This window comes from Serratia inhibens, assembly GCF_003591175.1.
Taxonomy (GTDB): domain Bacteria; phylum Pseudomonadota; class Gammaproteobacteria; order Enterobacterales; family Enterobacteriaceae; genus Serratia; species Serratia inhibens.
Map to the genome: position 1 here is coordinate 217,983 of NZ_QYYG01000001.1, position 12,802 is coordinate 230,784.

Below are 12,802 nucleotides of genomic sequence, written 5' to 3' on the forward strand. Positions count from 1 at the left end.
TGCGATCGTGCTAGTGGGATGATTTGCCGGTTCTTTAACGACTGGTCATCAATACTTTTTTATTGGGGCATTTCTTAGCTTAATCCAGCTTAAAATCAGCTTGGTCAGCGAAGCGATGGGTAATGCGCGATTGGCCTGTCTCTGGAACAGCGTTTTGCCGGTGCGCTGATTGACGACCAGCACCGCTTTTGAGTGCAATACCAGCGGGGCTGCGGCTTGCGCCGGAGAGAGTACCAACAGCAGGCCGAGGGCGATAACGGCATGAAAACACCGCAGGGAAAAAGGGAAAACACAATTCAGGAATGACATGACAAACGAGGCTCTTACCCTAAACGTCTAAAAAATATCAGCAAGAGTCTGCACAGCAAATGTGGAGAAAATAGGGTGAAGGCGATGAATATGCAGGCAAAAGACCGGAGTATCCATCACGATGTCAGGCAGGGGGATGGCAATCCATCCCCCGATTGAAAATCAATACACTTCAGGGACCACCATATCGTCAGGCACCGGATGGCGGTTATAGTCAGGGCTGCGCTTGCGAGGCGGCAGGGTGATCACGTTGCCTTCAGTCTCTTCGTAAGGCAGTTGCTGAAGCAGGTGGCTGATGCAGTTCAGTCGCGCCTTTTTCTTGTCGACGCCCTGAACCACCCACCACGGCGCTTCCGGGATGTTAGTGCGCGCTAACATGACTTCTTTGGCCTCGGTGTAGTCTTCCCAGCGACGGCGGCTCTCCAAATCCATCGGGCTGAGCTTCCACTGTTTCAGCGGATCGTGGATGCGGCTGAGGAAGCGCAACTCCTGCTCGTCATCGGTGATCGAGAACCAGTATTTGACGATCTGAATACCGCTGCGCGTCAGCATTTTTTCAAATTCCGGCACGCTGCGGAAAAACTCTTCGTATTCCTCGTCGTTGCAAAAACCCATCACTTTTTCCACGCCGGCGCGGTTGTACCAACTGCGGTCGAACAGCACGATTTCACCCGCCGCCGGCAGGTGAGCGATGTAGCGCTGGAAATACCACTGGGTGCGCTCGCGATCGTTCGGTGCCGGCAGCGCGGCCACGCGGCAGGTGCGCGGGTTCAGGCGCTGGGTGATGCGTTTGATCACCCCGCCTTTGCCGGCGGCGTCGCGGCCTTCAAACAGGATCACCACCCGGTGGCCAGTGCGCATCACCCAATCCTGCAGCTTCACCAGTTCGCCCTGCAGCCGCAGCAGCTCGCGGAAATACTGTTTGCGCCAGGCTTTTTTCTGATCGCTGTCCACTTCGGTGTCGTCAAACCGCAGGTCATCCAGCTCCATTTCCAGCTCCTCGTCATAGCTGTCATAAAACTCCTGCAGCAGGCGCTGGTTGAAGGTGTCGTCGCGGTTAAATTCATGCATAGCCATAATTGATTCTCCGTGTTAACCCGGTTTTAGAAATGAGTGAAAACCCAGTACAGCCCGGCGGAAAGCAGTACCGAGGCCGGCAGCGTCAGAACCCAGGCCATCAGCAGGTTGCGCAGGGTCGACATTTGCAGGCCGGAGCGGTTGGCTGCCATGGTGCCGGCGATGCCGGAGGACAGCACATGGGTGGTCGAAACCGGCAGGCCGAAGGCGTCTGCCGCACCTATGGTGGTCATCGCCACCAACTCGGCGCTGGCACCCTGGGCGTAAGTAAGGTGGCTTTTACCGATTTTTTCCCCAACGGTAACCACGATACGCCGCCAGCCGACCATGGTGCCAAGGCCGAGGGCAATCGCCACCACCACCTTGACCCAGAACGGGATAAAGCGGGTGGCGCTGTCCAGGTCGCTTTTCAACGCATCCAGATTGCGCTGTGAGTCGGCGGAAAACTGAAGCTGCTTTTCCGCTTTCAGGTGCTTGATGGCTTCCGATGCCAGATACATATCGTTACGGGTGTTGGACACTGCCTGCGCCGGGATCTTGTCGACCGAGCCGTACTGGCGGACTTGATCGCCGATGGCACCGGTCAGCTGCGCCAGCGCGGGCACTACGTCCGGCGTCAGTTCGTTGGTGCGCACGTAACCGGTCAGCACCTCGCGCGGTGGTACCTGGCGGACTGCCGGGAATTGGCGCAGCAGATCGTTTTTGGTGACCTCCGCCAACGCGGCCACGCGCGGGATTTGCTCCGGCGACATCGAGCGGTTCAGGGCATAGGCGATCGGCATGGTGCCGACCAGGATCAGCATGATCAGGCCCATGCCTTTTTGCCCGTCGTTGGAGCCGTGGGCGAAGGAGACGCCGGTGCAGGTAAGGATCAGCAAACCACGGATCCACAACGGCGGCGGCGCATCATTCTTGGGTGCGGTGTACAGCTGACGGTTTTTAACGAACACCTTCAACGCCAGCAGCAGCAGGGCGGCAAACACAAAACCGATCACCGGCGAAAGCAGCAACGCATAACCCACTTTAATCGCCTGTCCCCAGTCCACGCCGCTGGTGCCGGTGCGGCCGTGGATCAGGGCGTTAGCCACGCCCACGCCGATGATGGAACCAATCAACGTATGTGACGAGGAGGCAGGCAGCCCGAGCCACCAGGTACCCAGGTTCCAGATAATGGCCGAGAACAGCAGGGCGTAAACCATGGCAAAACCGTTACCGGTGCCGGCTTGCAGGATCAATTCAACCGGCAGCAACGAAATGATGCCGAACGCCACCACACCGCTGGAGAGCAAAACGCCGAGGAAGTTGAAAAATCCCGACCAGACCACCGCTACCATCGGCGACAGCGAATGGGTGTAAATAACCGTAGCTACCGCATTGGCGGTATCGTGAAAACCATTAACGAATTCAAAGCCCAGTGCAATAAGCAACGCTAACCCCAATAAAAGAAAAGGCAGGTAGCTGGTATATATCGCACCGGCATCGGTCACGTCGTTAAATAGATTTACTCCGGCAAAAGCGATCCCCAGTACTAATAAAAAAACAAAAAAAAGAACAGTGAGTCGACTGTTCTTTTGGTAGATCTTTGGCAGGCTGGACGCAGCTGGAACACCTGCTTGAACGGCGCTGTTATCGCTCATAAAGGACCTTCCCGATAAACTTCATTAGAATACTGACGGTGTTGAACGGCGTTGCCATGAAAGTATTGGGAAATAATGTGACTTTTTTATGACGGTAATATTAATCATCTGGAAAAGTGAAAATTATTAACGTTGGTATTTAAAGATTGATATAAAGGCTGAGTCTGGTTTATTGATTAATGCAGTTATTCGGGATAAAGATTTATGGTTCAAACGGTTGCGGATAAAATGCACAAGCTTGATTTTGATGATGAGGTTACCGGGCTGATTTACGGCCACGTGTTCCGCACGGCAGAACCGCCGCTGCGCGTCTCTTCGCAACAGGCCTGCCAGGCTTACCGGGATCTGTCGCCGGGCGGGGGATTTATCTGGCTGCACCTTAATCTGAACCATGCGGCGGCGGAGAAATGGCTGAAAAATCACTTTGCGATCTCCGACTTTTTCTTCGATGAAATCCGTCACGGCTCCCACACCACGCGCATCGAACGGCAGGGAGATGATCTGTTTGCGGTGCTCAACGACGTAATTTTCCATCCCAAAGAAAATAATCCGGAGATCGCCACGCTGTGGTTGTATTGCCGCAGCGGGCTGGTGGTTACCGTGCGGCACAAGCCGCTGCGGTTGATCGAACGGCTGCTGGGCCGTCTGGGGCCATTGCAGTTGGCCTCGTCCACCGAGCTGTTGGCGCACTTGCTGGAAGAACAGGAAGAGGTGCTGGAGCAGGTGGTGCGGCAGGCCAACCAGTATGTCGACACCATTGAAGATCGTCTGCTGAGTAACCATGTGAAACGCAACCGCACCGAACTGGGGCGCATGCGCCGTATGCTGTTGCGTTTTCAGCGTCTGTTGGCCCCGGAGCCGGCCGCGCTGTTCCGCCTGCTGAACCGGCCACCGGCCTGGCTGAGCCGGGACGTGGTGCAGGACCTGCGGCAGTTTACCGAAGAGTTCACCGTGGTACTGAACGATCTGGCCAGCCTGACCGAGCGCATTCGCCTGCTGCAAGAGGAGATTGGCGCCAAGCAAATGGAGCAGAACAACCGTACGCTGTACACCCTGACGGTGATCACCGTGCTGGCGCTGCCGATCAACATCGTCGCCGGTTTCTTCGGCATGAACGTGGGGGGGATCCCGCTGGCCAGCAATCACCACGGCTTTATTCTGCTGGTGTTGCTGGTCGGCGGTTTTACGCTGGTTACCGGTTACCTGGCGTTCAGACGCCGGGACGAAAGCTGATTACAGCCTTGCCCGGTACTCTTCCTCCAGCTTGGCGTGGGTGCTCCAGAACGGTCGTGGTTGGCGATCGTGCAGGCGGTCGAGCAGGATATCGAGATGGGTGTGCCATCCGCCGGCCACGCTGAGCATTTCGTCGCGGTTGGCCAGGCGTCGGTGGGTGACCGTCAGCAGCACTGCGTTGTCCTGTTCGGTCAGTTCAAACGTCACTTCGGAAGGGCGGCCCTGTTCCTGCTCCGCCCATGTAAAGCTCAACAGCCGCGGCGGGAAAAGGCAGGTGATATGACCGAGGTGTTTGCCGCTGCAGCCGCCTTGTTGGTATTTGGCGGGGGTCTGCTCGTGTTCGCCCGTCAGATCCGAATTGCGGAATACCAGCTCCACCGCAGCGCCTTTTTCCAGCGTCATCACGCCGGCGGCCAACCAGGTGGCGCGTTTGTCGGATTCCGTCAGGTAGGCCCAGACCCGTTCGATCGGGCCAGGCAGCAGCCGCTGAATGCGCAGCGTGCCGGTTTCAATAATCATACCGTAGTCGTTCATGGTTCACTCCTTGGGAGGATACTGTTCAGGCTGTCGCAGCGCGACTTCCAGCGCGTCCAGCCGTTCTGTCCAGAAATGCTCGTAGGTTTGCAGCCATTGCATGGCCTGCGCCATTGGCCCGGGTTCAAGCCGGCAGATATGGTTTCTTCCCTGCACGGTTCGCTGCACCAGGCCTGCAAGCTCGAGTGCTTTGATATGCTTGGAGGCGCCGGCAAACGACATCTGCAACGGCGCGGCCAGTTCACCAATGCTGTGCTCGCCGTCGGCCAGCGCGCGCAAAATAGCGCGGCGCGTCGGGTCGGAAAGCGCGTGAAAAATGGCGTCCAGCTGTGAGGAAGATAATTTAACCATATGGTTGAATATAGAACACGGAGGTGAATATTCAACCGATTCGTTGAATATTTTTTGCTATTGCCCCGGCCGGTTAACCGGGGCGAGGGGATCAGGCGCCCGTTTGCGCCAGCAGCGCGTTGAGCAGCACGTTGGCACCGGCGGTGGCCCAGGCGGGCGAAATATTTTCCAGCTCGTTGTGGCTGATGCCGTCCACGCAGGGAATAAAAATCATCGCCGTGGGGGCCACCCGGCTCAGATAGCAGGCATCGTGACCGGCGCCGGAAACCATCTCCCGGTGCGAATAACCCAGCGCCTGCGCGGCCTGGCGTACGCTGTCGATACAGTTTTCATCAAAGCGTATCGGCCGATACTGGAAGATGCGTTCGGCGCGAGCGCTCAACGTGCCGGCATCGACCTCGGCGACCGCCGCCAGCAACCGCTGCTCCATCTGTTCCAGCACCGCCTCCTGCGGATGACGGAACTCGACGCTGAAAAACACCTTGCCCGGCACCACATTGCGCGAGTTGGGGGTGATCTGCGCCATGCCTACCGTGGCGCGCGCGTCCGGCATGAAATCCAGGCCGATCTGATTGACCGCCGTGACCATAGCGGCAAAGCCGAGCAGGGCGTCGCGGCGCCGCTCCATCGGCGTGGTGCCCGCATGGGCGCTGAAACCGAGGATCTCCAGCTCATACCAGCGCTGGCCCTGCGCGCTGGTCACCACGCCAATTTCGATGTTTTCCGCCTCGAGGATCGGGCCTTGCTCGATATGCAGCTCAAAGGCGGCGTGGATTGGCCTGCCTCCGACCGGGTCTTCGCCGTCATAGCCGATTTGCTTCAGCGCTTCGCCGATACTGATGCCCTGCGCATCGCGACGCGACAGGCCGTATTCTTCATCGAACACGCCGGCAAACACGCCGGAGGCGATCATCGCCGGGGCGAAGCGGGCACCTTCCTCGTTAGTCCAGTTAACCACCTCCAGTGCGCGCTCGGTAGCAATCTGGCCATCGTTCAGGGTGCGGATCACTTCCAACCCGGCCAGCACGCCGTAAATGCCGTCAAAGCGCCCGCCGTTGGGCTGGGAGTCGACGTGGGAGCCGGTGACGACCGGTGCCAGTTCCGGGCGGGTTCCTTCGCGGCGCAAAAACATATTGCCCATGCGATCGACCCGCACGCTGCATCCCGCTTCCAGCGCCCAGGCACGCAATTGATCGCGCGCCTGACGATCTTCCTCGCTCAGCGCCAGCCGGGTGACGCCGTCTTTCGGGATGGCGCCGAACTGCGCCATATCGCGCAGGCTTTGCCACAGACGCTCGCCGTTAACCTGAGGGATCATTTTTTCTCTCCCGACGGTTTTGCGGCATAGCGGAAATCGCAGCAGGGCGCGCCGGACATAATGGTTTGGGTGCGTTGCAGTTCGACATCCGGCGCATAACCGACGATAAACTGGCTGTCGCGGGCGCAAGACAGCAGATGGCCAATCTCGCCCAGCCCCATCTCGTGATACATCTCGGCATAGCGACAGCGGGTGACGTTATAGTCGAACTGCTGTTCGTCTTGATGGAGCACCTTCACTTGCAGCGCGTCGTCTTTTTCCCACAGATACTGCAAGGCGGCGAAACTCTGCAAATCGGCGCCATTCGGCTCCTGCGCGGCAAACTGCTTGCCTGCATCGATGGCGGCGTTTTCGATGGCTTCGCCAATCACCGCCTGCGCGCGTTCTTTGCCGATCTCACGCACCAGAATCTGGTAGATCGGCTTGATGATCTCGGCCTCTATACGCCGACGGGCCAGAATACCCAATTCGTTTTTTGCACAGCTCATCACCTTGCTCCCCTTGCTTTATTATTGTGTTTTAGCGCCGCCCAACACGCTCTGCGGCTGCCATTTGCCGTCGACCACCTTGTAGAGGGTGAAGCTTGGCTGTTGCAGGTTGCCCTGCGGATCGAATGCGATGTTGCCGGTGACGCCCTGATAATGAATGGCGCGCAGTTTCGGCAGATAATCGGCCGGATTGGCGGATCCTGCCTGCTCAATGGCGGCAATCAATACCCGGGTGGCGTCATAGGCGAACGGCGCATGCAGTTCGATGTGGGTTTTGTAGCGGTCGCGGTAAGCCTGCTCAAAAGCTTTGCCGCCCGGCATCTGTTCCAGCGGCAGGCCCGGTTCCAGCGCCACCACGCCTTCGCCTTCTTTCTGCGCCAGCGTCAGGAAGGTTTGGCTGACGAAGCCGCCGGCACCCATCAGTTGAGTGTTCATGCCCAACTGTTTGATGCGGCGGGCCAGCGGTGCCGCCTGTGAATCCACGCCGCCGAAGAAGATCAGATCGGCATTCTTGCTGCGAACGGTGGTCAGCACCGCGCTGAAATCGACGGTTTTGTCATCGACGTATTCACGCGCTACCGGTTGTACACCCTGTGCCGCCAGCGACTTGATAAACTCGTCCGCCAACCCCTGGCCGAACGCGGTGCGATCGTCGATGATTGCAATGCGCTTGGCTTTCAGCACCTTGACGGCATATTCACCGGCGTAATTACCACCGTCGTCATCATGGCCCATCACGCGAAAGCTGGTATCAAACCCTTGTTGAGTATAGGCATGACCTGTGGCAACCGGTGCAACCTGGGCAATGCCGGCATCGTGATAAATGCGCGCCGCCGGGATGCTGGTGCCGGTATTCCAATGGCCGACCACGCCGGCGACACCTTCGTCCACCAGACGCTGCGCCACTGCAACGGCGGTACGCGGGTCGGACTGGTCGTCCTCGGAAAGCAGTTTAAAGGTGACCGGTTTGCCGTTCAGCGTCGGTTTCTGGGCGTTGGCGTCGGCGATCGCCAACTGAGCGCCGTTTTCCAGATCCTTGCCGATACGGGCGGAAGGGCCGGTCAGTGGGCCGGCCAGACCGATCAGGATGGTGTCGGCGGCCCACGCAGGCGCAGCAGCGCCAAGGGTAGCCAGAACGGCGGCGGCCAGGACCAGCGGCTTAAAGCGAGTTATCTTGTTCATGTAAAACTCCCGGTGCGGTTAAAAGTAAAAACGGTTATTCGCCCAGATAGGCTTGTTTGATTTTTTCATCGTCGAGCATGTCGGCAGACCGGCCGCTGTGGCTCAGGCTGCCGCTGTCCAGCACGTAGGCGTGCTCGGTCGACTCCAGCGCCAACCGGGCATTTTGTTCCACCAGCAATAGCGTGACACCGTCACTGGCGAGGGTTTTGATCACGTCAAAAATGGCGTCGACCACGATCGGTGCCAGGCCCATTGACGGCTCATCCAGCACCAACAGGCGTGGCCGGCTGAGCAGCGCACGGCCCATCGCCACCATCTGTTGTTCGCCGCCGGAGAGAAGACCGGCTTGTTGCCGCAGCCGTTCGCGCAAACGTGGGAAAAGGGCGCAAACCCGCTCCAGATCCTGCCGTACCGCCGGTTTATCGTGGCGGGAGTAGGCGCCCAACTGCAAGTTTTCCAATACCGTCATGCGGGCGAAAATGCCACGGCCCTCCGGCACCATCACCAACCCCTGTTGCAGCAGCCGATGCGGGGGAACGCCGCGAATGGACCGGCCGTCGAACAGGATGTCACCTTCGAAGGGTTGCAGGCCGGTCAACGCGCGCAGGCTGGAGGTTTTGCCCGCACCGTTGGCGCCGATCAATGTCACCTGTTCGCCGTGGTTAACCGTAAAATCGATGCCTTTCACCGCATGAATGCCGCCGTAAGACACTTTTAGCCGTTTGACCGACAGTAAGGGTTCAGACATGCGCGGATCCTCCCAGATAAGCCCGGATCACCGCCGGTTCGCGCCTTACCTGAGCCGGTTCGCCTTCGGCGATGACTTTGCCGTAGTCGAGCACCGTCAGGCGGTCGCACAATCCCATCACCAACTTGACGTCGTGCTCTATCAGCAGCAGGGTTTTGCCGCTTTCGCGGATGCGTTGCAGCAGCTCGCGCAGCGCCACTTTCTCTGCTGCGTTCATGCCGGCGGCCGGTTCATCCAGCGCCAATAACTGCGGGTCGGTTGCCAGCGCCCGGGCAATTTCCAGCCGCCGCTGGTGGCCATAGGAAAGATCGCCGGCGCGATAATGGGCAAATTGACTGATGCCGACGTACTCCAGCAGCGCGTGGGACTTCTCCCGCGTTGCCCGTTCTTCCTCGCGGGCACGGCGATGGCGCGAAATAGCCGCCCACAGGCCGTTGCGGGTGCGTACATGGCAGCCCACCATCACGTTTTCCAGCACGCTCATCTCGTTGAACAACCGCAGGTTCTGAAAGGTGCGGGCGATACCGGCCTGCACGACTTTGTCGATCGCCTGCGGTTTGTAGCGGCGGTCCAGCAGGCGGAACTCCCCACCATCGGCGCGGTACAGGCCGGTAATCAGATTGAAGCAGGTGGTTTTACCGGCGCCGTTCGGCCCGATCAACCCATAGATTTCCCCCTGGCGGATACTCATGCTGACGTCGTCCACCGCGGTCAGCCCGCCAAAACGTTTACTGACGTGGTTAAGGGTGAGTAATGGCGTCATGAGGCGGCTCCAGATTGATGACGCGCCGGCCACAAACCCGCCGGGCGATACAGCATGACCAGAATCAGCGCCAGGCCGTAGAACAGTTGGCGGATAATTTCCGGGTCGACCCACACCTGGCCGAACAGGGCCTGTTGCAGCGGCCCCATGGTGCTGCGCAGCAGTTCAGGCAGCGCCGCCAGCAGCAAGGCGCCGAGGATCACGCCAGGAATGTGGCCCATACCGCCCAGCACCACCATCGCCAGTACGGCTATCGACTCTTGCAGGGTGAAGGACTCCGGTGAGACAAATCCCTGGAACGCCGCGAACAGCGCACCGGCGATGCCGCCGAACGTGGCGCCGATGGCGAACGCCAGCAGCTTGAAGTTACGGGTGTTGATGCCCATCGCCCGCGCTGCGTCCTCATCTTCGCGGATGGCGGTCCAGGCGCGGCCGACCCGTGAGTGCTGCAGGCGCAGGCAGATAAACAGGATCGCCAGCAGCAGGGCGGCGAACAGGTAGTAATACAAATACAGCGAGGAAAAACGGAGGCCGAACCACTCGTGCATGCCTGAAAACTTCAGGCCGAACAGACTGACAGGATCGATGCCGGAAATGCCCTTTGGGCCGTTGGTGATATTGACCGGGCGATCGAGGTTGCGCATCAGAATGCGCACGATTTCGCCAAAGCCCAGCGTGACGATCGCCAGATAGTCGCCGCGCAGGCGCAGCGTCGGCGCACCGAGCAGGATGCCGCACAGCGCCGCCAGCACGGCGGACAGCGGTATCAGCAGCAGGATGGACAGATGCAACCCATTCGGGAACCAATGCAACAGCAGCGGAAACTGTTCGGTCAGGTGCGGCGAAGACAGCAGCGCAGTCAGATAGGCGCCCACGGCGTAAAAGGCGATAAATCCCATGTCCAGCAGGCCGGTCAGGCCGACGACGATATTCAACCCCAGCGCCAGCATCAGGTACAGCAACGCGAAGTCGATCACCCGCACCCAATAGTTGCCGCCGGCGGCCCCGGCCAACCAGGGGGCCAGCAGCAGGCCGAGCATGAACAGCGCGACGCCGAGCCTGGCGCGGCCTGGGGTGGCGGTTTGCAGGGTGGTGGTCAGAACGGTCATTTTATCTCCTCAGGCACGAGTGGCGACACGCTCGCCCAGCAGCCCGGATGGGCGTAATACCAGCACCGCAATCAGTATCAGGAAGGCGAAAACGTCCTGATAATTGCTGCCGAAGGTGCCGCCGGTCAGTTCGCCGAGATAACCGGTGCCCAGCGATTCAAATAGCCCCAGCAATAATCCGCCGAGCATGGCGCCGCGCAGGTTGCCAATGCCGCCCAATACTGCGGCGGTAAACGCCTTGATCCCCGGCAGGAAACCCATGGAGAAACCGGCGTTACCGTAGTTGCTGGCCATCATGATGCCCGCCACTGCCGCCAGCGCACCGCCGAGAGCGAAGGTCAAAACGATCACCCGGTTGGGATCGATGCCCATCAGGCCGGCGACCTGCGGATTTTCCGCCGTGGCACGCATCGCGCGGCCAAAGCGCGAATGTTCGACCAGCAACAGCAGCCCGGCCATCACCAGCACGGCGACAACCAGCGTGGCGATACCGGTACCGGTGATCACCGCCGGCGCATGCCCGGCGCTGCCCTGAGTCAAGGCGATAGGAGACATGGGCAGCAGTTGCGGGAACATCAACGGATTGCGCGACCAGATCAGCATCGCCAAGGTTTGCAGCAGCAACGAGACGCCAATGCCACTGATCAACGGGGCCAGACGTGGGGCATTGCGCAGGCGGCGATAGGCCAGGCGCTCAATGCTCATCGACACCAGCGCACATATCGCCATGGCGATCATCGTCGCCAGCAACAGCACTGTGTACGGCGACAGAGAGGGGAAATGATGCTGCAACACGCCGATGGCCGACAGGGCGCTCAGTGCGCCGACCATCAGCACATCGCCGTGGGCGAAATTGATAATGCGCAAAATGCCGTACACCATGGTGTAACCCAGGGCGATCAGCGCATAAATACTGCCGAGCATCAGTCCGTTGACGGTCTGCTGTACCAGCGTATCCATAGGGAGAGTCCCGAAAATAATGATTCAGGAGGCACAGAGTAGGGAATTTAAAAAAATTGTGAAATACGGAAAAATAATTTCTTATATAAAAAATGTGTGTTTTTAATTTATTGATTTATTTGTATATTAATTTTAACCCACGGACATTTTTTTACCAAAATAGTCAATATATGAAAAAAACAGAAGAGTGCGACTCACTGCTGCCGAACGATCCGCCACTGCGCGCCGTAAGGGCGTTCGAGGCTATCGCCCGCCTGGGCAGCATTACCGCGGCAGCGAAGGAACTGGCGATCTCGCCTTCGGCCGTCAGCCATCAACTCAAAACGCTGGAGGCTTTTCTGCAAATGCCGCTCACCGAACGGCAGGGGCGCAAGCTGATCCTGCGCAGCGAAGGGCGCGAGTATTACCGCTCGATCCGTTCGGCGTTTAACGTGCTGCGCCAGGCGACGGAGCATGTGCGCGAGCAATCGGCCTCCCGGCAGGTGACCATCAGCCTGATCCCGCTGTTCGGCATGGGTTGGTTTATTCCGCGTTTGCACAGCTTTTTGCGCGAGAATCCCGATATCGACATCAACGTGGTGTACGCCAATCACCGCAACTATCTGAGCGACGCAGCCGATATTTCGATTCGCTTTGGCGTGGGGCAATGGACCGGCTATCGCAGCGAAAAACTGATGTCCGGCAAAATGGTGCCGGTGTGCAGCCGCAGTTTTATCAGGCTGCACGGGCTGCTGGATACGCCGGATCAGCTTGCGCCGCTGCCGTTGTTGCACGACGAAGAACGCAATACCTGGATGCAGTGGTTCCAGCAGGCCGGCGTCAGGCGGCCGCTGCGCAGCACCGGGCCGATGTTCGAGGATGGCCTGCTGACGCTGGCGGCGGTGCAGTCGGGACTGGGCTGCGCCCTGATGCGCGAGCCGCTGATCGAACCCTATCTTGACAGCGGCGAACTGGTTAAGTTGTTTGACCGGCCGATTGACGATGGCCGCGATTATTACCTGTGCGTGCGGGCGGACAGCGAGCTGTCGCAAGAGGGGCTGAACCTGCAAAAATGGTTGCTGCGTGAGGCCGCAGGCCAATAAAGATACACGCG

General features: G+C 59.1%; 14 protein-coding genes. 2 read left to right on the top strand and 12 right to left on the bottom strand.

The window, feature by feature from the left end; all coding sequences use genetic code 11:
- Nucleotides 1-48: 48 nt before the first annotated feature.
- From D4100_RS01060 to D4100_RS01070, 3 genes are all read right to left on the bottom strand, one after another.
- On the bottom strand, nt 49-309 hold the full coding sequence (locus D4100_RS01060) for a hypothetical protein (RefSeq protein WP_244941622.1): 261 nt from the start codon (nt 307-309) through the stop codon (nt 49-51).
- A gap of 162 nt (nt 310-471) precedes the next feature.
- Nucleotides 472-1,386, bottom strand: coding sequence for a polyphosphate kinase 2 (gene ppk2 / locus D4100_RS01065; protein ID WP_006319639.1), 915 nt, complete (start codon nt 1,384-1,386; stop codon nt 472-474).
- Nucleotides 1,387-1,412: 26 nt separating this feature from the next.
- On the bottom strand, nt 1,413-3,023 hold the full coding sequence (locus D4100_RS01070) for an inorganic phosphate transporter (RefSeq protein ID WP_119802632.1): 1,611 nt from the start codon (nt 3,021-3,023) through the stop codon (nt 1,413-1,415).
- Between the two features lie 204 nt (nt 3,024-3,227).
- Here D4100_RS01070 and D4100_RS01075 point away from each other — a divergent pair, with 204 nt between their 5' ends.
- Complete coding sequence (locus tag D4100_RS01075) at nt 3,228-4,256, top strand: transporter (protein ID WP_006319641.1); 1,029 nt, start codon at nt 3,228-3,230, stop codon at nt 4,254-4,256.
- On the opposite strand, the gene D4100_RS01080 is transcribed toward D4100_RS01075, so the two are convergent.
- The 9 genes from D4100_RS01080 to D4100_RS01120 form a co-directional block, all read right to left on the bottom strand.
- The gene (locus D4100_RS01080) at nt 4,257-4,790 is read right to left on the bottom strand and encodes an SRPBCC family protein (RefSeq protein ID WP_006319642.1); all 534 of its coding nucleotides are present in this window, start codon (nt 4,788-4,790) and stop codon (nt 4,257-4,259) included. It lies immediately after the preceding gene.
- Between the two features lie 3 nt (nt 4,791-4,793).
- Entirely contained in the window at nt 4,794-5,141 is a 348-nt protein-coding gene (locus D4100_RS01085) for an ArsR/SmtB family transcription factor (RefSeq protein ID WP_006319643.1), read from the bottom strand.
- A gap of 91 nt (nt 5,142-5,232) precedes the next feature.
- A complete protein-coding gene (locus D4100_RS01090) occupies nt 5,233-6,459 on the bottom strand; it encodes a Zn-dependent hydrolase (RefSeq protein ID WP_119802634.1) in 1,227 nt (408 codons plus the stop codon).
- The gene (locus D4100_RS01095; protein WP_006319645.1) at nt 6,456-6,947 is read right to left on the bottom strand and encodes an L-2-amino-thiazoline-4-carboxylic acid hydrolase; all 492 of its coding nucleotides are present in this window, start codon (nt 6,945-6,947) and stop codon (nt 6,456-6,458) included. The genes D4100_RS01090 and D4100_RS01095 overlap by 4 nt, the downstream gene beginning before the upstream one ends.
- Nucleotides 6,948-6,968: 21 nt before the next feature.
- Nucleotides 6,969-8,129, bottom strand: coding sequence for a branched-chain amino acid ABC transporter substrate-binding protein (locus tag D4100_RS01100; RefSeq protein ID WP_119802636.1), 1,161 nt, complete (start codon nt 8,127-8,129; stop codon nt 6,969-6,971).
- A 34-nt stretch (nt 8,130-8,163) separates the two neighbouring features.
- A complete protein-coding gene (locus D4100_RS01105) occupies nt 8,164-8,877 on the bottom strand; it encodes an ABC transporter ATP-binding protein (RefSeq protein ID WP_119802638.1) in 714 nt (237 codons plus the stop codon).
- A complete protein-coding gene (locus D4100_RS01110) occupies nt 8,870-9,640 on the bottom strand; it encodes an ABC transporter ATP-binding protein (RefSeq protein WP_006319648.1) in 771 nt (256 codons plus the stop codon). Before D4100_RS01110 ends, D4100_RS01105 begins: the two co-directional genes overlap by 8 nt.
- Nucleotides 9,637-10,749 carry an ABC transporter permease subunit gene (locus D4100_RS01115; protein WP_006319649.1) on the bottom strand — a complete coding sequence of 371 codons (1,113 nt, stop codon included), beginning with the start codon at nt 10,747-10,749 and terminating at the stop codon, nt 9,637-9,639. The genes D4100_RS01110 and D4100_RS01115 overlap by 4 nt, the downstream gene beginning before the upstream one ends.
- Nucleotides 10,750-10,758: 9 nt before the next feature.
- Nucleotides 10,759-11,709: a branched-chain amino acid ABC transporter permease gene (locus D4100_RS01120; protein ID WP_006319650.1), complete on the bottom strand. Its 951-nt coding sequence runs from the start codon at nt 11,707-11,709 to the stop codon at nt 10,759-10,761.
- Nucleotides 11,710-11,879: 170 nt separating this feature from the next.
- On the opposite strand from D4100_RS01120, the gene D4100_RS01125 reads away from it, so the two are divergent.
- Complete coding sequence (locus D4100_RS01125; protein WP_420876391.1) at nt 11,880-12,791, top strand: LysR substrate-binding domain-containing protein; 912 nt, start codon at nt 11,880-11,882, stop codon at nt 12,789-12,791.
- The last annotated feature ends 11 nt before the right edge of the window (nt 12,792-12,802 follow it).

Excerpts from the sequence above, each read along its gene's own strand:
- D4100_RS01115 (WP_006319649.1), bottom strand. The coding sequence starts at position 10,749 with ATGACCGTTCTGACCACCACCCTGCAAACCGCCACCCCAGGCCGCGCC.
- D4100_RS01120 (WP_006319650.1), bottom strand. The coding sequence starts at position 11,709 with ATGGATACGCTGGTACAGCAGACCGTCAACGGACTGATGCTCGGCAGT.
- D4100_RS01085 (WP_006319643.1), bottom strand. The coding sequence starts at position 5,141 with ATGGTTAAATTATCTTCCTCACAGCTGGACGCCATTTTTCACGCGCTT.
- D4100_RS01095 (WP_006319645.1), bottom strand. The coding sequence starts at position 6,947 with ATGAGCTGTGCAAAAAACGAATTGGGTATTCTGGCCCGTCGGCGTATA.
- D4100_RS01075 (WP_006319641.1), top strand. The coding sequence starts at position 3,228 with ATGGTTCAAACGGTTGCGGATAAAATGCACAAGCTTGATTTTGATGAT.
- D4100_RS01060 (WP_244941622.1), bottom strand. The coding sequence starts at position 309 with ATGTCATTCCTGAATTGTGTTTTCCCTTTTTCCCTGCGGTGTTTTCAT.
- D4100_RS01105 (WP_119802638.1), bottom strand. The coding sequence starts at position 8,877 with ATGTCTGAACCCTTACTGTCGGTCAAACGGCTAAAAGTGTCTTACGGC.
- D4100_RS01125 (WP_420876391.1), top strand. The coding sequence starts at position 11,880 with ATGAAAAAAACAGAAGAGTGCGACTCACTGCTGCCGAACGATCCGCCA.
- D4100_RS01100 (WP_119802636.1), bottom strand. The coding sequence starts at position 8,129 with ATGAACAAGATAACTCGCTTTAAGCCGCTGGTCCTGGCCGCCGCCGTT.
- D4100_RS01110 (WP_006319648.1), bottom strand. The coding sequence starts at position 9,640 with ATGACGCCATTACTCACCCTTAACCACGTCAGTAAACGTTTTGGCGGG.
- D4100_RS01080 (WP_006319642.1), bottom strand. The coding sequence starts at position 4,790 with ATGAACGACTACGGTATGATTATTGAAACCGGCACGCTGCGCATTCAG.
- D4100_RS01090 (WP_119802634.1), bottom strand. The coding sequence starts at position 6,459 with ATGATCCCTCAGGTTAACGGCGAGCGTCTGTGGCAAAGCCTGCGCGAT.
- ppk2 (WP_006319639.1), bottom strand. The coding sequence starts at position 1,386 with ATGGCTATGCATGAATTTAACCGCGACGACACCTTCAACCAGCGCCTG.
- D4100_RS01070 (WP_119802632.1), bottom strand. The coding sequence starts at position 3,023 with ATGAGCGATAACAGCGCCGTTCAAGCAGGTGTTCCAGCTGCGTCCAGC.